This is a genomic window from Vibrio sp. PID23_8 (assembly GCF_003584965.1).
In the GTDB taxonomy this organism is placed as follows: Bacteria; Pseudomonadota; Gammaproteobacteria; order Enterobacterales; family Vibrionaceae; genus Vibrio.
Window position 1 is genome coordinate 169,551 of sequence record NZ_LIXE01000002.1, and the last position, 20,866, is coordinate 190,416.

16 protein-coding genes and 1 pseudogene are annotated in these 20,866 nt (G+C 44.9%); 7 read left to right on the forward strand and 10 right to left on the reverse strand.

Annotated elements, in window-relative coordinates; genetic code table 11:
• Nucleotides 1–45: 45 nt before the first annotated feature.
• The 3 genes from AK966_RS04645 to apbC all read right to left on the reverse strand — a co-directional run bounded on the left by AK966_RS04645 (nt 46) and on the right by apbC (nt 4,216).
• Entirely contained in the window at nt 46–2,133 is a 2,088-nt protein-coding gene (locus AK966_RS04645; RefSeq protein WP_119463627.1) for an AsmA family protein, read from the reverse strand.
• 183 nt (nt 2,134–2,316) lie between these two features.
• A complete protein-coding gene (gene udk, locus AK966_RS04650; protein ID WP_099079524.1) occupies nt 2,317–2,958 on the reverse strand; it encodes a uridine kinase in 642 nt (213 codons plus the stop codon).
• A gap of 181 nt (nt 2,959–3,139) precedes the next feature.
• Nucleotides 3,140–4,216, reverse strand: a complete 1,077-nt coding sequence (gene apbC, locus AK966_RS04655) for an iron-sulfur cluster carrier protein ApbC (protein ID WP_099079523.1) — start codon at nt 4,214–4,216, stop codon at nt 3,140–3,142.
• A gap of 190 nt (nt 4,217–4,406) precedes the next feature.
• Here apbC and metG point away from each other — a divergent pair, with 190 nt between their 5' ends.
• Nucleotides 4,407–6,458, forward strand: a complete 2,052-nt coding sequence (metG, locus tag AK966_RS04660) for a methionine--tRNA ligase (protein ID WP_119463628.1) — start codon at nt 4,407–4,409, stop codon at nt 6,456–6,458.
• A 206-nt stretch (nt 6,459–6,664) separates the two neighbouring features.
• Entirely contained in the window at nt 6,665–7,471 is an 807-nt protein-coding gene (locus AK966_RS04665; protein ID WP_099079521.1) for a hypothetical protein, read from the forward strand.
• Nucleotides 7,472–7,533: 62 nt separating this feature from the next.
• On the opposite strand, the gene fadR is transcribed toward AK966_RS04665, so the two are convergent.
• Nucleotides 7,534–8,373 carry a fatty acid metabolism transcriptional regulator FadR gene (gene fadR, locus AK966_RS04670; protein ID WP_099079520.1) on the reverse strand — a complete coding sequence of 280 codons (840 nt, stop codon included), beginning with the start codon at nt 8,371–8,373 and terminating at the stop codon, nt 7,534–7,536.
• A 640-nt stretch (nt 8,374–9,013) separates the two neighbouring features.
• Between fadR and nhaB the strand changes: the two genes are divergently transcribed.
• Both nhaB and dsbB read left to right on the forward strand, forming a co-directional pair.
• Nucleotides 9,014–10,600, forward strand: a complete 1,587-nt coding sequence (gene nhaB, locus AK966_RS04675; protein WP_119463629.1) for a Na(+)/H(+) antiporter NhaB — start codon at nt 9,014–9,016, stop codon at nt 10,598–10,600.
• Between the two features lie 84 nt (nt 10,601–10,684).
• Nucleotides 10,685–11,221 carry a disulfide bond formation protein DsbB gene (gene dsbB / locus AK966_RS04680; RefSeq protein WP_099079518.1) on the forward strand — a complete coding sequence of 179 codons (537 nt, stop codon included), beginning with the start codon at nt 10,685–10,687 and terminating at the stop codon, nt 11,219–11,221.
• Between the two features lie 78 nt (nt 11,222–11,299).
• Here the strand turns inward: dsbB and AK966_RS04685 are convergent, their stop codons facing one another.
• Nucleotides 11,300–11,908 carry an SEC-C metal-binding domain-containing protein gene (locus AK966_RS04685; RefSeq protein ID WP_099079517.1) on the reverse strand — a complete coding sequence of 203 codons (609 nt, stop codon included), beginning with the start codon at nt 11,906–11,908 and terminating at the stop codon, nt 11,300–11,302.
• 151 nt (nt 11,909–12,059) lie between these two features.
• On the opposite strand from AK966_RS04685, the gene dusC reads away from it, so the two are divergent.
• Nucleotides 12,060–13,028 carry a tRNA dihydrouridine(16) synthase DusC gene (dusC, locus tag AK966_RS04690; RefSeq protein ID WP_119463630.1) on the forward strand — a complete coding sequence of 323 codons (969 nt, stop codon included), beginning with the start codon at nt 12,060–12,062 and terminating at the stop codon, nt 13,026–13,028.
• A gap of 52 nt (nt 13,029–13,080) precedes the next feature.
• Here dusC and AK966_RS04695 read toward each other — a convergent pair.
• The 5 genes and pseudogenes from AK966_RS04695 to yfbV form a co-directional block, all read right to left on the reverse strand.
• Nucleotides 13,081–13,357 (reverse strand): annotated as a pseudogene (locus AK966_RS04695) (diguanylate cyclase); the annotation flags it as partial.
• Between the two features lie 74 nt (nt 13,358–13,431).
• Entirely contained in the window at nt 13,432–14,226 is a 795-nt protein-coding gene (locus tag AK966_RS04700) for an ABC transporter ATP-binding protein (RefSeq protein ID WP_099079515.1), read from the reverse strand.
• Nucleotides 14,223–15,158 (reverse strand): ABC transporter permease, encoded by a 936-nt coding sequence (locus AK966_RS04705; RefSeq protein ID WP_119463631.1) that lies wholly within the window; start codon nt 15,156–15,158, stop codon nt 14,223–14,225. Before AK966_RS04705 ends, AK966_RS04700 begins: the two co-directional genes overlap by 4 nt.
• Nucleotides 15,159–15,213: 55 nt before the next feature.
• Nucleotides 15,214–16,179 (reverse strand): ABC transporter substrate-binding protein, encoded by a 966-nt coding sequence (locus tag AK966_RS04710; protein ID WP_099079513.1) that lies wholly within the window; start codon nt 16,177–16,179, stop codon nt 15,214–15,216.
• 344 nt (nt 16,180–16,523) lie between these two features.
• Nucleotides 16,524–16,976: a terminus macrodomain insulation protein YfbV gene (yfbV, locus tag AK966_RS04715; protein WP_099079512.1), complete on the reverse strand. Its 453-nt coding sequence runs from the start codon at nt 16,974–16,976 to the stop codon at nt 16,524–16,526.
• 344 nt (nt 16,977–17,320) lie between these two features.
• Between yfbV and AK966_RS04720 the strand changes: the two genes are divergently transcribed.
• A complete protein-coding gene (locus AK966_RS04720; RefSeq protein WP_099079511.1) occupies nt 17,321–18,517 on the forward strand; it encodes an acetate kinase in 1,197 nt (398 codons plus the stop codon).
• A gap of 133 nt (nt 18,518–18,650) precedes the next feature.
• The gene (gene pta, locus AK966_RS04725) at nt 18,651–20,816 is read left to right on the forward strand and encodes a phosphate acetyltransferase (protein WP_099079510.1); all 2,166 of its coding nucleotides are present in this window, start codon (nt 18,651–18,653) and stop codon (nt 20,814–20,816) included.
• Nucleotides 20,817–20,866: the final 50 nt, after the last annotated feature.

Genomic DNA, 20,866 nt, shown 5'->3' on the forward strand with positions numbered 1-20,866 from the left:
TCAGTGCCAACCCTTTGCTTTGTAAATATAAAGCGAACTCTAAAATTAGTTAAACAAGTTCTTCAACAAACTGTCTACCGCTTCTTTCGTTTTCTCATCTTTAATTTTGTCCGTTAGCTTTTCAACGCCTCGGTCTATTTCTTTCTGTGCTTTCTGTTTCAGAACATCATCAAATACTAGCTTGAATTTTGGCTCCGCCCACTTGCCGGAAACATTGATTGGAATCGTAATATCTTTCAGCTCATCGATATTTTTTCCGCCCTGCCCTTCCAGTGAACCTACAATAGACGTACTGATAGTAAAATCGACCGTTTCATTGAGGTAGTTTGCACTGCCTTTACCACGCAAACGCAATAATGGGGATTGAGCTTGAAGATTATCCGTATAAACAACGCCTTTGTTTAATCTCATTGTTGCCGTCATTGCGCTAAAGTCAGTTTTCTTGACTTCATCTGTGCCTTCTAAGCTTTGGCCTTTAAATCGCGCATAGTTTTCACGAATCAATTGAGCGACATTGATGCCATTAACTGCACCGTCTGTAAAGTTAATCGCGACCGTACCCACTAGGTTCTTCTTCATGCCTGTTGGCGTTAAGCTCTTACCGCTAACGTTCACATCGATATTACCGGTCCCTTCCAACTTATCACTGTTAGCGACATCAATTAGCAGTGGCTGAACATGGACACCTTTAATCGACTGCTTCGCGCTATAAGTTACTGGCGACTTACGAGCATCTAACTTCGCCGTTGCGGTGATTGTGCCCTGATAAAGTTTAGAACTGAATGACGTTAGGTCAAACACACCACGATTGATGGAGAAGTCTGCTTTGACTGCTTCCATCTTCGCATTCGCGGCTTTGAACTTATCGATCTTGATATCACCTTTCACATCCAGTACTTTTAAAGCTGATAAGTCTGGCTCACCCTCTTGGCCAACTGGCGCACTTTCGCCACCTGATGCTGACTTATCACTTGAAGGCGCTTGCTTATTCAAGCCCAAAAATTCATCTGCATCGATGTTAGGGCTGTGCAGTGCGAAACGAATTTTAGGGATATCACCTAATGTCACATCCGCTTTCCCGTCTAACACAATCGCATTTGCGGTGAGATTTTCCAGCACAAAACTCAAGTGACTCTTCGTTAAGTCGAACGATAGGTCAGAGGCCATATCCACTTTCATTGGTGATTGTGGAAGTGCAGCACCTTCAAAAGTCGATTTTAACGTCAGTTTGTTCAATTGAACCTTGCTGATCGCTTTATCAACAATCAGTTCACCAACGCCTTGCATGTCTAGCTTCATGCCGCCCGCGTCGCCTTTCAACGCATAGCTTAGGCGGTTTACTTTATCAAACTCAAACGTGTCTAAACCGATGGTCGCAGATTCAATTTTGTTTGCTTCGTCAGCGTAGGTTGCATCAAAGTTGATGTTTTTCAACGCGTAGCTTGCAAGACCTTTTGCCAATTTAAAGTCCGCTTTGCCTTGCGCGGTGAACGTTTGATCGTTCATTTCACCTTTCACACCGAAGTCAGCTGTCGTCCAGTGATCAAAAGCAAACTGTGATAGGTTTAAGGAGATATCAGAAAGCTTGGTGTCGCTGCCGGTTTGCTTATCTTGGATTTCAACATAACCGTTAGAAATAGTCACTCCTGCAAGGTTGATCGTCCAATCAGAAGCTGAGCTTTGCGTACCTTCCGTTTGTACTGAAGTTGGCTCAGTAAATTGTTCAGCTTGTTGAGATTGTGCTTTGGTCAGCGCATCAATGTTCTTGCTACCATCTTTCAGCGTTTCAAGGTAGAACTCAGCACCATCTAATGTGACGTTGCCAATTTCGAGTTGCTTGCTAAGCAGAGGCATGACCGAGACATCAACACCGACCGTGTCAACTTTGAATAGATTTGGTTGACTAAAGCCTTGCGGGTTTCTCAGTTCAGTGCGACCCAGTTCGAAGCCAATCGATGGAAAGAACTGCCAACTGATGTCCCCTTCAATCACCAACTCTAAACCCGTTTGCTTCTGTACTTGTTCCACAATTAACGGCTTAAATTGATTCGGATTAACGAAGACGGTTAGCGCTAGCACCGCAGCTAAAATAACTACAACAGGCATGGCTATAACTAAGAGCAGATTCTTCATGTGCTTTTTCCTTGCTCGTGAGTTTTTAAATTATATACCTAAGCTCGCACTGATCATTTCACAACAGCATGAAAATTGTCCGGCTTTACTTTGCAACTGGCTAATTTAAAAACAAAAAAAAGAAGTGGCACTTAAAGTGCCACTTCTTTTCACAAAAATAAAGCAATATAGCCATCTAAAGGCTTAAGCTTTCAAAAGTCTTGCAATGTGAGCTTTCAAAACGTCAATCGCGATACGGTTTTTTCCACCACGAGGAACAATAATATCCGCGTATTGCTTAGAAGGTTCAATAAATTGCATGAACATCGGACGAACAGTCTGTTGGTATTGCTTAAGAACTGATTCCATTGTTCGACCACGCTCTTCAACATCACGCTTAACACGGCGAAGCAGACAGATATCCAAAGGCGTATCCATAAATACTGTCGCGTGCATTAGATCACGTAAACGTGGGTCCGTTAAAAGCAAAATACCTTCAAGAATGATGACCTTTTTAGGTGTCATTGCTGTGGTATTGCTTGTACGAGTATGCTCAGTGTAGCTGTACTCTGGTACTTCTACCGCTTCGCCACGTACCAATTTCTCTAAGTGTTCACAAAGTAGGTCGTGGTCTAACGCGCTCGGGTGGTCGTAGTTAGTCTTTACTCGATCTTCCATGCTTAGGTGGCTTTGGTCGTTGTAGTAGCAATCTTCCGTGATAACACCGATTTGATGATCGCCCACTTTCTCGCGAAGCTCATTGTAAATCGTGCTCGCGATCAGACTTTTTCCAGAAGCAGAAGCGCCAGCAATACCTACGATGACGCATTGATTATTATCAGACATTAGTTTGCACCCGATGATGATTTTCTAGTCACATAAATAGATAAACTGCCTGATTATAGGGAGTTCACCCCTTAGATACTAGCTGGAATTAGGGTTTAGTTATAAGTTTCTTTCTGCGTAGAGAATGAACCCTAAAGCAAACGTTGGCGTGTATGATTTTTAACCAAACCAGGGTATGCACTCAGTTCACCATTGTGAAACTGATTGTGTCTGATTTGGCTTTGCCTTGCCAATACATCGTGCCACAAACGCGATCGGCGATCTGTTTGTAGTAACCTGCATGCTCACTATCTGGACGTCTCGCCACTGTTGGTATTCCGGCGTCGATATCTTCTCGCATGGCGATATGAAGTGGGATCTGTCCAAGTAACGCTAACCCAAATTCTTGCGATATTTTCTCTGCACCACCCGTACCAAAAATGTGCTCTACGGCACCACATTGGCTACAAATGTGATAGCTCATGTTCTCAACGACGCCCACCACTGGCACATTAACTTTATGGAACATCGCCGCCCCTTTACGAGCATCGGCGAGTGCTAGATCTTGTGGCGTTGTCACTAATACCGTGCCTGTCACCGGAATCTGTTGTGACAAGGTCAGTTGAATATCCCCTGTACCTGGCGGCATATCAATAACCAAATAATCCAAATCTGGCCATTCTGTTTCGGTTAATAATTGGGCCAACGCCTTTGATGCCATTGGACCACGCCAAATCGCCGCTTCGGATTTATCCACCAAATAGCCAATAGAATGAGTATAGATGCCATGGGCAAAAATAGGTTTCATCCACTTAGCATCACGAACTTCTGGCTTCGTATCTTCTTGTCCAAGCATCATCGGTACAGACGGCCCATAGATGTCTGCATCCAACAGACCGACTTTCGCGCCAGACTGCGCGATTGCAAGAGCGAGATTGACCGCCGTGGTTGATTTTCCTACTCCACCTTTCGCTGAGCTAACTGCGATGATGTTTTTCACTCCCTTAACTGCGTTTTCGACTTGAGTTTCCAGTGCTTTCACACCAAGTTCGATATGGAACGCAAACTCAGGAACCGTGCCTGACGCTTGCTGTTCCTTAATCCAATCACTGAGTACTGCTTGGAGTTCATTACTCGCAAATGGCAACGTAATTTGAATGCCACCTTGCGCTGGAATCGCGACAATGCCGTGAATATCTGCCCAGTTTTCCACCAACTGTGGATGCTGGAATTGGTTAAGCCAATGACAAAAATCTTGTTTTGAAGTGAACTGATGCATAAGGTCTCCTTATATACTCAAGTCACCTAAATGCGCTTGGGTACAGTGCCTCTAATCGTAGCACCCAGAAGCAAGATTCAGAACCCCAAAAAAACTAAGGCAATCCATGGTTTGATACCTTGGCGTTAGAAGGCTCATGGGGTAGTATTACTCTCTATTTTTTATACCTATCAAAAAGCGATTATTAAGTATGGCAAACGATCCAAGAAAACTGCTGGTAACTTGTGCCCTTCCGTACGCTAATGGTTCGATTCACTTAGGTCACATGCTTGAGCACATTCAAGCTGACATCTGGGTTCGCTACCAACGCCTACGTGGCAACACTGTAAACTTCATCTGTGCTGACGATGCTCACGGCACACCAATCATGCTAAAAGCACAACAGATGGGTATTACACCAGAAGAGATGATCGCTGCAGTTAGTGAAGAGCATCAAAAAGACTTCGCTGGCTTTGATATTAGCTTTGATAACTACCACAGCACACACTCAGATGAGAACCGTGAGCTAGCTTCTCACATCTATCTTGAGCTGAAGAAGAACGGCTTTATCTCTAGCCGCACAATTTCTCAGCTGTTCGATCCTGAGAAAGAAATGTTCCTACCAGACCGTTTCGTAAAAGGTACTTGTCCTAAGTGTAAGTCAGAAGACCAATACGGTGACAACTGTGATAACTGTGGTGAAACGTACAGCCCAACCGAACTGATCAATCCGAAATCAGCGGTTTCTGGCGCAACGCCAATCATGAAAGACTCTGAGCACTTCTTCTTCGACCTACCTCAGTTCGAAAGCATGCTAAAAGAGTGGACACGTTCTGGTTCTCTTCAATCTGAGACAGCGAACAAAATGCAAGAGTGGTTCGAGTCTGGTCTGCAGCAATGGGATATCTCACGTGATGCGCCTTACTTCGGTTTCGAGATCCCTGGCGAGAAGAACAAATTCTTCTACGTTTGGCTAGACGCACCCGTTGGCTACATGGCTTCGTTCAAGAACCTATGTGACAAAACTGAAGGTCTAGACTTCGAAGAGTACTGGAAGAAAGACAGCTCGACAGAGCTTTACCACTTCATCGGTAAAGACATCGTTTACTTCCACTCTCTATTCTGGCCTGCAATGTTAGAAGGCTCTGGCTTCCGTAAGCCAAACAACGTATTCGTACACGGTTACGTAACGGTAAACGGCGCGAAGATGTCTAAATCTAAAGGTACGTTTGTTAAAGCAAGCACTTACCTAGACCACCTAGATCCTGAATGTCTTCGTTACTACTATGCCGCTAAGCTAAATAGCCGTATCGACGACCTAGACCTAAATCTTGAGGACTTCACGCAACGTGTCAACGCCGATGTAGTGAACAAGATCGTTAACCTAGCGTCTCGTAACGCAGGCTTCATCTCTAAGCGTTTTGACGGCAAGCTCGCTGAAAACTTTGCAGAACCTGAGCTATACAACGAATTCGTTGCAGCAGCTGAGCGTATTGCAGAGCTTTACGAAACTCGCGAGTTTGGTCGTGCTATCCGTGAAATCACGGCACTCGCAGACAAAGCAAACCAATACGTTGACGAAAAAGCACCGTGGGTCGTAGCAAAAGAAGAAGGCAAAGATCAGGAACTGCAAGAAATCTGTTCTGTCGGTATTAACCTGTTCCGCGTTCTGATGACTTACCTGAAACCAGTGATGCCTGCATTAGCTGCGCGTACTGAAGCGTTCCTTAACGGAGAGCTAACTTGGGAAAGCATCGCTGCACCACTTACTGGTCACGAGATCACTAAGTTCAAGGCGCTGTTCAACCGTATCGATCCTAAGAACATCGAAGCTATGATCGAAGCATCGAAAGAAGATGCTGCAGCAGAAATGGCAGCAAAAGAGAAAGCTGAAGCCATATCGAACGAAACCGAGCTAAGCAAAGATCCAATCGCTGACGAGATCGAATTCGATGATTTCGCAAAAGTGGATCTACGTATCGCTAAGATCGTGTCTTGCGAATCAGTGCCAAAAGCAGACAAACTGCTGAAATTCCAACTGGATATCGGTGGTGAAATGCGCCAAGTATTCTCTGGTATCAAAGCAGCGTACCAGCCTGAAGATCTTGTCGGTAAATACACTGTTGTAGTAGCAAACTTGAAACCACGCAAGATGAAATTCGGCATGTCTGAAGGCATGATCCTAGCTGCAGGCCCTGGCGGGAAAGACCTTTGGATTCTTGAACCACACGAAGGTGCTCAACCTGGCATGCGTGTAATGTAATTCGTTATTTTACGCTTTCCAAAAAATCCCTGCCAAATATGGCGGGGATTTTTTTACGTTCACACTTTTGGGGAAACCCCGCACCAAATTTGTACGCTTAACCCAAGGAAAATAACATAACCTACTGTTTTTTATGGCTTCTATTTCTGGCATTAAAGCTGCTCTTACTTAATTGCTAGGTCAAAAGCACTAACAAGGAGTTGGTTATGTTTGTTTTGATTTCTACTTTGATCTCCGTTGCTATTCTGGCGGGAATCTACCACTTAGCTAATAAGCGAGAAAAGCAGCAGGTTCGCAAGTACCGATTACTCATTCTATTACGGGATGTCACTTGTCTACTTCGTCGCCACCGAGCGGTGACCCACTACTCTTTCCAAGGTCAGCAAAATCATCACAATGAGATCGCTGCGATCAATCAAGAATTAAATAGCAAGCTGCATCAATTAATAGAGACTGCTCGTTTTGAAAATAAACCTATCTATCGAATGCTTCAGATAAAAATTGAGCAGTTGCTGAAACAATGGCAAGGATACTCGTTAGCTCGCAATCAATTAGAGCATGGAAAACTCATTCGCCACACCTTATTTTTGATGGATGAGGTCACTATAGCCTGGCTTGCTGTCTTGCAAAGAGATGACCTCTACGACGAATATCAGATGAATTGGCAAACGGTCATGGACAGTTTAGAGACGCTCACCCAGATGCGTATCAGCATTCAAGATATTCATACTCCAGGGGGCGCAATGAGAATAAAAAACGATGCGTCAATAATGGTCAGAAGGCTCAATCAGCTTGCAGTCATTAGTCCGTTAATCATCGGTTCACCTAAATCGACAAAATCCATACAAGTACTCACTGATCATCTGAACAGCGAAGAAGTATCACTCAATGAAGAAGCGTTATACGACATAACGTCCGAACTATCCTTGGTTATATTTAATGCTTACGAACAGATGCTTTCAGATATCATCGAAACCCTATATCTACCGTTACCCAAGCTGTCCTTAGCATAAACACGAAATAAAAAACCGCAGGCTTTCACACCTGCGGTTTCTGAAAACTAAATAAGAGAAACTTAACAGTCGTCTTCTGTAAAGTTGGTTGGCAGTTGCATTTTCATCTCATTCCAGATTTGCGCACTTTCCATTCCGTAGTGGCGAATGACGATTGGTAGCTGATCACGCTCACCGGTTTCGCACGTCTCCAGTAATTGACGATAAAACTTCAACGCGAGTTCACGAGATATCGGGTTTGAGAAGTAGTAACTACCGACACGATCGTACAGTTTTCTCAATCCATTAAAGATCAAACCGTAGATCTGGTTTCCAGAATGAAACGCTAAGCGTTGAAACAACATATAATCGTAGTAGTTAAACGTTTTAGCAATCAGAATTTCTTCGCGCTTTGCTTCGTCCTTTTCGTTGTCTTCTTTCACTGTTTGCAGAATTTTGTCTGCATAAGGTGAGCTCGCGATAAACGCTTCCCAAGACGAAGCATTAACCAAAGCTTCACAAGACTCGATAACGTTCTTAATGGTACGCTCTGAGCTCTCTTTGTTTGCTTTAAACGCATAGCGCATAAAAATAGGACTGATGTTAGTACGCGCAGCAAGTAGGTCCTCTACAATGTTGGTTGCGTTGTCGACATCCAAAGTCATCAGTGTATCCAAAATGTGCAGACCAGAGGTCTCCATAAATTGATTCACTTTTGTTGGTTTTCCGTGTTGGATTGTCAGCCATCCATCACGTGCTAGACGCTGTAATACTTCACGTAGAGTCGTACGTGTAACACCAATAAGTTCAGACAGCTCACGTTCAGCGGGTAAAATTGAGCCAGGAGGAAAACGGCCGTTCCAAATGCTCTCGATTATGTATTTTTCTGCGAATCCTGCAGGGCTCTTAGCCTTAATGACCATTCTATATTTATCCAGTATTGATTTCTAAGGGTCGATACGACTCATCATACCACTACTTAACGATTTGAGAAAATTAACGATCCATTAATGAAACGCTTTGCCAATATAGAGTTAATGCTCTATATATTAGTTCGAATTGAAATTCCGCCTATTTGGAACCAAGTTGGCAAAATCTATATTTTACCAACTCAACACAAGCTACAATCTCAAGAAAAATAGAGTTTACTCTGTCACATTTTAATACTCACCATTTGCAAAATAAAATTGTGTAAAACGATTAATATTATTTTTTAATTTATCATTTTTCGCAATTGGGTTGCGTTTGCAATTCAAAGTGCTTATTTCCCACCTTTTCATGGTATAGTAACGCCGTTTTGATCGCGTTATTACAATGAAAAACCAGTTTAGTCTGTTGCATTAAGGTTTGTTATTGACTAATAAGCGTCCGAGTGTAGAGTTGCGGTCAAAAATGAGCGGTGCTCAGGTTCAGGGGAAGTAACTTGGCAAGACTACAAAAATTCAATGAATTGTTGTTTTTCTAAGTTATTGTTTTAAAGGACTAACCAATAAGTCTAATAAACAGATGCTTGAGCACTATTTTTTAGTGTCTATTCATAATTTTGTTATAAAGAGAATTATCATGCCGATATCGCTCGGAAATGCCTTTATCAAGAATTTCCTTGGTAAAGCGCCTGATTGGTACAAAGTTGCCATTATCGCCTTTCTTATTGTTAACCCGATTGTTTTCTTCCTAATTGACCCATTTTTGGCGGGTTGGTTGCTTGTTGCTGAATTCATCTTCACACTGGCAATGGCGCTGAAATGTTATCCACTTCAGCCAGGTGGCCTGCTGGCGATTGAAGCCGTAGCAATTGGTATGACAAGTGCGGAGCAGGTAAAGCACGAGCTTGTTGCCAACATTGAAGTCTTACTATTGTTGGTATTCATGGTAGCCGGCATCTACTTCATGAAGAACCTCTTGCTATTTATCTTCACAAAAATTCTGCTTGGCATTCGTTCAAAAACTCTGCTTTCACTTGCATTCTGTTTTGCTGCTGCATTTTTGTCCGCCTTTTTAGATGCGTTGACAGTGATTGCCGTTGTGATCAGCGTAGCGGTAGGCTTTTATGCAATTTACCACAAGGTTGCTTCTGGTAACCCTATAGGCGATCACGACCACACTAAAGATGACACCATCACTGAACTGACTCGCGACGATTTAGAAAACTACCGTGCGTTTCTACGTTCATTGCTTATGCATGCGGGTGTAGGTACTGCTCTAGGTGGGGTAACCACCATGGTTGGTGAACCACAAAACTTGATCATCGCTAGCCAAGCAGGTTGGAACTTTGGTGAGTTCCTAATTCGAATGTCACCAGTAACACTGCCTGTATTCTTCTGTGGCCTACTTACTTGTGCTTTCGTTGAGAAACTTAATGTATTTGGTTACGGTGCAAAATTGCCTGATAACGTACGCAAGATCCTAATGGACTTTGACCTTGAAGAACGCACGACGCGTACTAACCAAGACGTCGCTAAACTGTGGGTACAAGGCATCATCGCTGTTTGGTTGATTACGGCATTAGCACTTCACCTGGCTGCCGTTGGGTTGATCGGTCTATCGGTTATCGTACTGGCGACAGCCTTTACTGGAATCATCGAAGAGCATTCAATGGGCAAAGCATTTGAAGAAGCTCTGCCATTTACCGCACTTCTTGCCGTATTCTTTGCTATCGTTGCAGTGATCATCGACCAGGAACTGTTTAAACCGGTTATCGATGCGGTACTTGCCGTAGAGGACAAAGGTACTCAGTTAGCGATGTTCTATGTGGCTAACGGCTTACTTTCAATGGTATCTGACAACGTATTCGTTGGTACGGTTTACATCAACGAAGTGAAAACGGCGCTAATTGAAGGTCAAATTACACGTGATCAGTTTAACTTGCTGGCAGTAGCAATCAATACAGGAACAAACCTACCATCGGTTGCAACGCCAAACGGTCAAGCGGCATTCCTATTCCTACTAACGTCAACGTTGGCTCCTCTGGTTCGTCTATCTTACGGACGCATGGTCATCATGGCGCTACCATATACGATCGTACTGGCACTCGTTGGCATGATGGGCATCATTTTCTTCCTTGAACCTGCCACTGCTTTCTTCTACGAAGCAGGTTGGATTATGCCGAGCACAGGTGATCTAACGCCCGCTTTGTCAGGCGGTCACTAAAATATAAGTTGATAAGGAAACTTATCCACGATAAAAAGCTCTGAGTAATCAGAGCTTTTTTCTATTTCAAACAGGAATAAAACCGTGACGATTTTTACAGCACTGAATCAGTTTTCAAAGAGACGCTTATCTTGGTTGCTCCTTCTTCTCGCTATCTTATTTTTCGAAGTCTGCGCCCTGTTTTTCCAACATGTGATGATGTTATCACCATGCGTGATGTGTATTTATGAGCGCGTGGCAATGATGGGAATTAGCGCAGCAGCGCTGATTGGTCTTATCGCACCTAACAATCCAATAATCCGTTGGTTGGGATTAGCGGCATGGGGAGCAAGCGCATACAAAGGCCTACAGCTAGCATTACAGCATGTGGACTATCAGTTTAACCCATCCCCGTTCGCGACTTGTGACCTGTTCGTAACTTTCCCAAGCTGGGCTCCTCTCAACCAATGGGTTCCTTGGATGTTTGAAGCCTACGGTGACTGTTCGAAGATCGTTTGGCAATTCTTAGGTCTTTCGATGCCTCAATGGTTAGTTGTGATCTTTGCTGGTAACTTGGTTGCTCTTGCGTTTATTTTGATTGCTCAGTTCTTTAGTAACAAACGTAAAAATCCAATTCAGTAAATCAGCCGTTGACGATAAAACGCCAACCAAAGAATAGCAAAAGCCGACCACTAGGTCGGCTTTTTATTTTGTATTCGGTCACTTACCGCAACACTGCTTGAACTTCTTGCCACTTTCGCAAGGACAAAGGTCGTTGCGACCGACCTCTTTAAATGGATTCAAGCTCTTTGATTTTTTGCCTACCATCAACTCATCGGCACCGAGTGCAACTTCATTAATCATCAAATCCAGCTGGTCAACCAAATCAGCTAGCGTTGGCGGTATTTCAATGCCTGCATCTCGCATCTGCTGTTGAGTCTGGTCTTCATCGATAGCCAGCATCATGGTCGTCAACAGCGCTTGCAGCATGCGTTGCAATCCATCATTAAGCTCGACGCCTTGCCACTGTTCTTCAATCATTGACCAAACCGACATAAAGCCTTCAGCAAAGTCTGCCAATTGGTCCGTACGGCTTTCCGTCAAAGCAAGAATCGAGTATTCATTGCATAAAATATAGTTATGCTGTTTGTGAATCTGCGCTTCCACCGCAGGCTGAATCGCTTTAAAACGGTCACCTAACAGTGGCTCTAACCAAGTTTCCGGTGTCAAAGGCTTCGTTGTCAGATTAGCAGCAAGTACTGCACCTTCCATAAACAGTGAAGATACCTCTAGTTGAACTTCTCTTTTCTCAATCAATGTGTATTGCATGACGTCTGGTTTCCCCTGAATTTGGCGGCATTATACCTCAGTCGATTTCAGATACCAGATTCTGAAGGCGTCACCTGTAGTTAATGACAAACTTAGTGGACATCGCTACAATCGCCCCCCTCTTTAATTATCAAACGGTATTAGGCAAGCTATGCGAGTTGTATTAGGCCCGATGGAAGGCGTTTTGGATCATTTGATGCGCCAAATCCTGACCGAAATAAACGACTATGACCTGTGTGTGACAGAATTTGTTCGAGTAGTTGACCAACTTCTGCCTGATCACGTATTTCATCGTTTATGCCCAGAACTCCTGCAAGGCTCGCAAACTGTACCAGGTGTTCCCGTGCATGTTCAACTGCTTGGTCAAGACCCGAACTGGATGGCAGAGAACGCCATCAAAGCAGCCGAACTTGGTGCTCGTGGTGTTGACCTGAACTTTGGTTGCCCAGCCCGCTTGGTAAATAAAAGCAAGGGGGGTGCTGCGCTATTGCAACATCCAGCACTCATTCATAACATCGTAAAAGCGTGCCGTGATGCGGTGCCAAGTGATATCCCAGTTACGGCTAAAATCCGCTTAGGTTGGGAAAATCCTGACGACTGTTTTGAGATTGTCGATGCCATTCAATCCGCTGGTGCGAATGAGCTAACTGTCCATGCTCGTACTAAGCAAGGTGGGTATAAAGCATCTGAAATCAAGTGGGAATACATTACGCAGATCCGCGAACGCTTCAGTATCCCACTGATTGCGAATGGCGAGATTTGGAGCTACGAAGATGGTCAACGCTGTATTGAAACCACAGGTGTCGATTCTTTGATGGTATGCCGTGGTGCATTCAACATTCCTAACCTTGGCAATATAGTGAAATACAACCACCAGCCAATGCCTTGGTCAGAAGTCGTTGATTTGCTGATTTACTACTCTCAGTTTGAAATGAAAGGCGACAAAGGCTTGTATTATCCGAATCGCGTAAAACAGTGGTTCTCTTACTTACGTCAAGCGTACCCAGAAGCCAATGAACTGTTCCGTGAAATTCGCATTTTCAACAAAGCCGCACCTATTGTAGAACACATCCAACATTACCGTGATCGTCTCCATGCTAGCGTAAACTGCACGGCGTAATTGAATACATAAAAAAGGGCGATTGAATCGCCCTTTTACTGAACAGTTTTACTTAGAAACAAATTTTATTCTTACCCGTCGTTTTGGCTTGATAAAGTTTTTTGTCCGCAATTTTGAACAGTTCATCAAAATGCTCAAGCTTGCTAGATGACTTAAAGGCAACACCACCAGAAACCGTAAAACCTAGCTCGATAACCTTTGTTGAACTCAATACAATCGATTGAGACAGCCAGAGCAATATTTTTCTTGGTTATTTTGTTGCGCCAGACGGTTTGCATTCCTCGTCGGTTAAGCAACCCTGTCATGGGATCTTTTGCCGATAAATCCTCCTTACGAAATTACCGTATCAGAACTTTTCTTAAGGAGGATCACTTGGTAGGCGTCGTTCGTGTTTTGACTCGGCCTAGTTTAACAACAGACTGTCGTCAGCGAGCTCTTCCCCTCGGACTTTAGAGAACATTTCCAACAAGTCCGAGACTTCCATATTGGCTCGTGACTCTCCCGCCACATCGAGCACAATTTCGCCTTGGTGGAGCATCACGGTTCGGTCTCCACATGCTAACGCGTCTTTCATCGAGTGCGTCACCATCATCACCGTCAGGTCGAACTCATTCACTATGCGCTTGGTTAGATCGATAACAAATGCTGCCATACGAGGATCGAGTGCCGCTGTGTGCTCATCAAGCAGTAAAAGTTTACTATCTGATAAGGTCGCCATGACTAGGCTTACCGCTTGTCGTTGACCACCAGAAAGTAAACCAATACTGTCGCCTAATCGATCTTCTAAACCAAGCCCAAGAATGCTAATTCGTTCTTGGAACACTTTGCGTCGTTTAGCCGACAATGCCATCCCCCAGCCACGATGTTTACCTCGCATATAAGCCAGCGCCATGTTCTCTTCGATGGATAAATCACCACAGGTTCCTGCAAGTGGGTCTTGAAAAACACGAGCGCATTGGGTGGCTCGTTGAAACACGGTTCTTCGCGTCACATCTTGACCATCAATGATCACCTGCCCGCCAATCATCGGCGTTTCACCTGTGACCGCGCCTAGCAAGGTAGATTTACCCGCACCATTTGAACCAATCACGGTCAAAAACTGATGCTCAGGCACTACCAATGATACGCCTTTTAATGCACGATTTTCCAAAATGGTGCCTGGATTGAAAGTCACTTGAATATTGTTAAGCTCGATCATAGTGCCTCCCCGGACTCGTTTTTAGATGCCGATTGTTTCGCATCCGACACTCGTTGTCTGGCTTTCATACTCTGTTTAAGTTTGGGGACAATCAACGCCACCGCAACCAACACAGCAGTCACTAGATTAAGGTCGGATGCTTGCAAGCCAAACATACCCGAACTCAACGCAAATGCGACAGCGAGTCGGTATAAGATCGAGCCGATAATTACGGCGCATACCGCAACCCAAATCTTTCTGCCAGGAATTAAAGTCTGCCCTAAAATAACCGCAGCAAGACCAACGACAATGGTGCCAACGCCGGAGGTCACATCAGCAAAACTGTTGGTTTGAGCAAACAAAGCACCAGCAAAACCAACAAAACCGTTGGATAGCGCCAAACCAAAGTAGGTATAAAAGCCTGTACTCGCACCTTGCGCTGCCACCATTCGAGCGTTCACCCCGGTCGCTCTTAAACCCAAGCCGAAGTCGCTGTTTAGAAGACGTACAACAAACAGTGCGGAAAGTAAAATCAACACCCCCACGACCAGAGGTCGGATGTAGATAGGATCTCCTATAGCTTCAAATGGTGTTAGGATCGTCTCTTCGCCCAAAAGCGCCACGTTGGGTTTCCCCATGATGCGAATGTTGATGGAGAACGCCGCAATCATAGTAAGAATGGATGCCAGTAGATGTAAAATGCCACAACGGACGGCAAGGAAAGCCGTTACCCACCCTGTCATGCCACCAGCAATAATCGCCATACCGGTTGCAAGCCAAGGATTGATGCCCGCGATAATGGCCGTAGCCGCGACCGCAGCCCCCATAGGGAAACTGCCATCGACACTTAAGTCAGGGAAATCGAGAACACGAAACGTAAGGTAAACGCCCAAGGCAACCAAACCATAGATAAGGCCTATCTCGAGCGCACCAAAAAATGCAAATGCAGACATAACTGCTCCTTTCTGCACAAATTAGGTCGACATTATGCCGACCTAAAAACCACTCTTACTGCATGCTCGTCGCACGTTTCACTACAGAGCTTGGTAATGCAATACCAAGCTTGCTTGCCGCCTTTTCGTTTACCACTAAGTCAGACCCAGTCGCGACTTTAGCGTCTAACTTACCCGGGTCTTGCCCTTCTAAAATCGCCGCTACATAGTCAGCCGTCTGCACACCCACTTGATAATAATCAAAACCTAAACCTGCAATTGCACCTTTTTCAACGTACGACGTCGCACCACCAAATACAGGCTTCTTAGCTTGATTAGCGGCGACGATCATACCTTCAATCGCACTTGCTACTGTATTGTCTGTCGGCGCATAAATGACATCCGATTTTTCTGAAATAGCTTGCGTTGCAGATTGAACATCCGCACTTTTAAGCGCCGTTGCTTCTACCACTTGCAGCCCTTTTGCTTGAGCACTCTCTTTAAGCAACTGAACTAACGTTACAGCGTTTGCTTCACCAGGGTTATAAACAACACCAATCGTTTTAGCCGCTGGCAGAATTTCTTTAATTAAATCGACGTGTTGCGCGACAGGCGATAAATCAGACAAGCCCGTCACGTTTTTACCAGGCTGTTCCATGGATTGAATCAATTTTGCACCCACGGGATCCGTTACCGCTGTAAACACCACGGGAATGGAACGAGTCGCAGAGACCAAAGCCTGGGCTGATGGCGTCGCTATTCCTACCAACACATCAGGGTTTTCACCCACGTACTGGCGTGCGATTTGCACCGCAATAGCGGGGTTCCCTTGCGCGGTCTTATAATCAAACTCTAGGTTCTTGCCCTCTTCGTAGCCCTTGGCTTTCAAACCATCTAGTAGGCCTTGCCTTGCCGCATCGAGTGCTGGGTGCTCAACGATTTGAGAAACCGCAACCGTTGCCGTGCTAGCGAGAACAGTGGTAGGTAAAAAAGCAGTAGTAGCGGTTAATACGGCAGTAGCGAGTAAACGTTTAGTATTCATCATGACTCCTTGATGTGTCTTCATCCTTGCTGCCCGAGCGCCTTAAAAGTGCCGAAACACCCTCCAGAACCATAAGAGAACAGCTTGATTATTTGTGCATTTTTTGTGCATCTCTTTGTCATTATTACCGTGATTTTTTAGAAAAGAAAAGGCAGATTTAACATCAAGGCAACATTTGTGATCGCGCAGTCGCTATTTTTTGCGCACAACGTATGAAGTAGAAGAGGAAAAGAAAAGTGTTGGAACGAGCAAGATAAGCCGTTAAAGCCAAATAGCTTGATAAAAAATGGAGTGGCTTAACACTCACTCCATTCTCACAAGGGTTACATTTAAAAATTGACGAATTAGAGCCAACGCTCCAATGCGCTTTTGTCTAACTGACGGAACGCGCGGTTCAAAATCACAGCCAGTTCTTTATATCTCGGTTTCGCTTTTGCAGGCTCCAGTGCGAAGCCAGTTTCAACGATCTTCTGATGCAACTCACGATACCAAGACGCTAATGTTGGTGGAAGCTTGGTATTAGAACGGCTTCCTAACCACCACATACCTTGTAGCGGCATACTGACCGCAAACAGTGCAACCACAATGGCTTGAGGTAGCGCATCGTAATTATTAAAAGCCATTTGAGTAAGTACGCTGATCGCCGCCACCGCTGGCATCACCTTAATGCCAAAACGCGTAGCCTTGATAATGCGTTGTTCGGGAAAAATGGCGTTCAGCTCTTTGCGAACCGGCCAGATCTCCATGTAAATTTGACCATCTTTCAGGCTATGGAACAATCCGACTTTATTACTCATACCACTCTCTCACTAAAAAATAGTTGAACATATCAACTGAAGGCGCAAAAAATTGATGAAAGTTAATATTCTTTCAAAATATTTTTGTTATCATTGCCCATTATCGCTATCCTTTGCAGACCCTCAATCTCATTGTTGCCGTTATTTACAATTTAAGCAACTCCGAGATGACCTATCTGCACGGATCGCTGCTTAGTGATGAATGGGTTCATCACTATTTCTTTATATGGATTTAGAACAATTTTTGACCAGGAATAGTACGCAGCCTCGCTGCTATCGTCTATTCTTGTGATTAATTTTCATCCTTAACTGATTTTTATCAGACGAATAACAGGTAGTCATACATGTCTAAGCTAGTTTTAGTTTTAAACTGTGGTAGTTCTTCTCTTAAGTTCGCTATTGTTGATGCGGAAACAGGTGCAGAGCATCTAACCGGTCTTGCTGAGTGTCTTCACCTTCCAGAAGCTCGCATCAAATGGAAATTGGATGGCAAGCACGAAGCTCAACTAGGCGCAGGCGCAGCTCACGAAGAAGCTCTAGCGTTCATGGTTGAAACTATTCTTGCTTCTAAGCCAGAGCTTAAAGCTAACCTTGGCGCTATCGGTCATCGTATCGTACACGGTGGCGAGCACTTCACTCAATCAGCTCTTATCTGTGATGAAGTTCTTAAAGGTATCAAAGACGCTGCGACTTTCGCACCGCTTCACAACCCAGCTCACCTAATCGGTATCGAAGCTGCTAAGCACAACTTCCCAGAGCTTAAGAACGTTGCAGTATTTGACACGGCATTCCACCAAACAATGCCAGAAGAGTCTTACCTATACGCTCTTCCATACAACCTATACAAAGAGCACGGCATCCGTCGCTACGGCATGCACGGTACTTCACACCTATTCATCACTCGTGAAGTTGCTAACCTACTAGACAAGCCTGTTGAAGAAGTAAACATCATCAACTGTCACCTAGGTAACGGCGCTTCTGTATGTGCAATCAAGAACGGTAAATCTGTAGACACTTCTATGGGTCTAACTCCTCTTGAAGGCCTAGTAATGGGTACTCGTTGTGGCGATATCGACCCTGCTATCATCTTCCACCTGCACGACGCTCTAGGTTACTCTGTTGAGCAAATCAACAACATGCTAACTAAAGAGTCTGGTCTTGCTGGTCTAACTGAAGTGACTTCTGACTGTCGTTTCGTTGAAGACCACTACGGTGAGAAAGAAGAAGCAACGCGTGCAATGGATGTGTTCTGTCACCGTCTAGCTAAATACGTAGCAGGTTACACAGCTTCTATGGAAGGTCGTCTAGACGCAATCACTTTCACTGGCGGTATCGGTGAGAACTCTGGCCCTATCCGTGAAATGGTTCTTAACCGTCTAGCTATCTTCGGCATCGAAGTTGATGGTGAAGCTAACCTTAAAGCGCGTTTCGGTGGTGAAGGTACTATCACTACTGCAAACAGCCGTATCCCAGCAATGGTTATCTCTACTAACGAAGAGCTAGTTATCGCTGAAGACACTGCACGTCTAGCAGGTCTTTAATGATTAAACTGGCTAGCCGATCGGCTAGCCAGTTTTTCTTCCAAAGAATTCATTAGGGCTCAACTCCTATTCTCTGAACCTCATGGAATAAGAATTGAGCTTTTATCCCCCAATAGCTAAAGGTACTCTACGAATGTCTCGTACTATTATGCTTATCCCTGCAAGTGCTGGTGTTGGTCTAACTAGCGTAAGCATGGGTGTTCTTCGCGCAATGGAGCGCAAAGGCGTTAAGGTTTCTTTCTACAAACCAATTGCACAGCCACGTTCTGGCGGTGATCAACCTGATCTAACTTCAACTATCGTTGGCTACAACAGCGATATGAAGATCGGTCATCCATTAGCGATGTCTGTTGCTGAAAGCCTAATCGGTAACGACAACATGGACGAACTGCTAGAAACTATTGTTGAGCGTTACAACCAAATCAACAAAGATGCTGACGTAACACTTATCGAAGGTCTAGTACCGACTCGTAAGCACCCATTCGCTAACCAAGTGAACGCAGAAATCGCAGCAACACTCGGTGCGGAAATCGTTCTTGTTGCGACGCCTGGCACCGATAACCCTGCCCAGCTTAAAGAACGCATCGAAGTAGCATGTTCTAACTTCGGTGGTACTAAGAACAAGAACATCTCTGGCGTTATCATCAACAAGCTAAACGCACCTGTTGATGAAGCTGGTCGTACTCGTCCTGACCTATCTGAAATCTTTGATGATGCAGATAGCGCGAAGCAAAACGAAATGAAAGTGATGGAAATCTTCAACACTTCTCCAATTCGTGTACTAGGTTGTGTGCCATGGAGCATCGATCTAATCGCTACTCGTGCTGTTGACATGGCTCAGCACCTAAACGCTGCCATCATCAATGAAGGTGACATCGCGACTCGTCGTATTAAGAGCATCACGTTCTGTGCACGTTCTCTGCCAAACATGATTGAGCACTTCAAACCAGGTTCTCTACTTGTTACTTCAGCAGATCGCCCAGACGTTATCGTTGCAGCGGCACTTGCGGCAATGAACGGTGTTGAAATCGGCGCAGTTCTTCTGACTGGCGGTTACGATATCCCTAAAGAGATTGAAGGCCTATGTAAGCCAGCATTTGATACTGGTTTACCAATCTTCAAAGCGCAAGGAAACACTTGGCAGACTTCTCTGAACCTGCAAAGCTTCAGCCTAGAAGTGCCAGCTGACGATAAAGAGCGTATCGAGTTCATCAACGAGCATGTTGCGGGTCACATCGACGGTAACTGGATCGAGTCAATGACAGAAGGTACTGAGAAATCTCGTCGTCTAAGCCCACCAGCATTCCGTTACCAACTAACTGAGTTTGCTCGTAAAGCGGCTAAGCGTATCGTTCTTCCTGAAGGCGATGAGCCACGTACAGTGAAAGCGGCGGCTATCTGTGCTGAGCGTGGCATCGCGGAATGTGTGCTTCTAGGTAACCCTGAAGAAATCCGTCGCGTTGCAGCACAACAAGGCGTTGAGTTAGGTGCTGGTGTAACGATCATCAACTCTGATGAAGTTCGAGAAAACTACGTTGCTCGTCTAGTTGAGCTACGTGGCGCGAAAGGCATGACTGAAGTTGTTGCTCGTGAGAAGCTACAAGATTCAGTATTCCTAGGCACAATGATGCTTGAGAACGACGAAGTTGACGGTCTCGTTTCTGGTGCGGTTCACACAACAGCAAACACCATCGTTCCTCCGTTCCAAATCATCAAGACTGCACCTGATGCGTCTATCGTATCATCTGTATTCTTCATGCTATTACCTGACCAAGTACTGGTTTACGGTGACTGTGCGATCAACCCAGATCCAACGGCAGAACAGCTCGCTGAAATCGCTATCCAATCTGCAGATTCTGCTGCAGCATTCGGTATTGAACCACGTGTAGCGATGATCTCTTACTCTACTGGTGAATCTGGTAAGGGTGCAGACGTAGATAAAGTACGTGAAGCCACTAAGATTGCTCAAGAGAAACGTCCAGATCTCATCATCGACGGTCCTCTGCAGTACGATGCGGCTATCATGGAAAACGTTGCGGCTTCTAAAGCGCCAAACTCTCCAGTTGCAGGTAAAGCGACAGTATTCGTATTCCCAGACCTAAACACGGGTAACACGACTTACAAAGCGGTACAGCGTTCTGCAGATCTAGTATCTATCGGTCCAATGCTTCAGGGCATGCGTAAGCCTGTAAACGACCTATCTCGTGGTGCACTAGTAGACGATATCGTGTACACCGTTGCTCTAACTGCGATCCAGGCGGATCAAGCTGATCAAGCTCGTGAGAAAGTGGTTAACTAATAACCTCGCTTCCCAATAAATTCAAAACCCTTGCGATTGCGAGGGTTTTT

Excerpts from the sequence above, each read along its gene's own strand:
- AK966_RS04665 (WP_099079521.1), top strand. The coding sequence starts at position 6,665 with ATGTTTGTTTTGATTTCTACTTTGATCTCCGTTGCTATTCTGGCGGGA.
- AK966_RS04710 (WP_099079513.1), bottom strand. The coding sequence starts at position 16,179 with ATGAATACTAAACGTTTACTCGCTACTGCCGTATTAACCGCTACTACT.
- apbC (WP_099079523.1), bottom strand. The coding sequence starts at position 4,216 with ATGCATCAGTTCACTTCAAAACAAGATTTTTGTCATTGGCTTAACCAA.
- fadR (WP_099079520.1), bottom strand. The coding sequence starts at position 8,373 with ATGGTCATTAAGGCTAAGAGCCCTGCAGGATTCGCAGAAAAATACATA.
- pta (WP_099079510.1), top strand. The coding sequence starts at position 18,651 with ATGTCTCGTACTATTATGCTTATCCCTGCAAGTGCTGGTGTTGGTCTA.
- nhaB (WP_119463629.1), top strand. The coding sequence starts at position 9,014 with ATGCCGATATCGCTCGGAAATGCCTTTATCAAGAATTTCCTTGGTAAA.
- yfbV (WP_099079512.1), bottom strand. The coding sequence starts at position 16,976 with ATGAGTAATAAAGTCGGATTGTTCCATAGCCTGAAAGATGGTCAAATT.
- dusC (WP_119463630.1), top strand. The coding sequence starts at position 12,060 with ATGCGAGTTGTATTAGGCCCGATGGAAGGCGTTTTGGATCATTTGATG.
- metG (WP_119463628.1), top strand. The coding sequence starts at position 4,407 with ATGGCAAACGATCCAAGAAAACTGCTGGTAACTTGTGCCCTTCCGTAC.
- AK966_RS04645 (WP_119463627.1), bottom strand. The coding sequence starts at position 2,133 with ATGAAGAATCTGCTCTTAGTTATAGCCATGCCTGTTGTAGTTATTTTA.
- AK966_RS04705 (WP_119463631.1), bottom strand. The coding sequence starts at position 15,158 with ATGTCTGCATTTGCATTTTTTGGTGCGCTCGAGATAGGCCTTATCTAT.
- AK966_RS04700 (WP_099079515.1), bottom strand. The coding sequence starts at position 14,226 with ATGATCGAGCTTAACAATATTCAAGTGACTTTCAATCCAGGCACCATT.
- AK966_RS04720 (WP_099079511.1), top strand. The coding sequence starts at position 17,321 with ATGTCTAAGCTAGTTTTAGTTTTAAACTGTGGTAGTTCTTCTCTTAAG.
- udk (WP_099079524.1), bottom strand. The coding sequence starts at position 2,958 with ATGTCTGATAATAATCAATGCGTCATCGTAGGTATTGCTGGCGCTTCT.
- AK966_RS04685 (WP_099079517.1), bottom strand. The coding sequence starts at position 11,908 with ATGCAATACACATTGATTGAGAAAAGAGAAGTTCAACTAGAGGTATCT.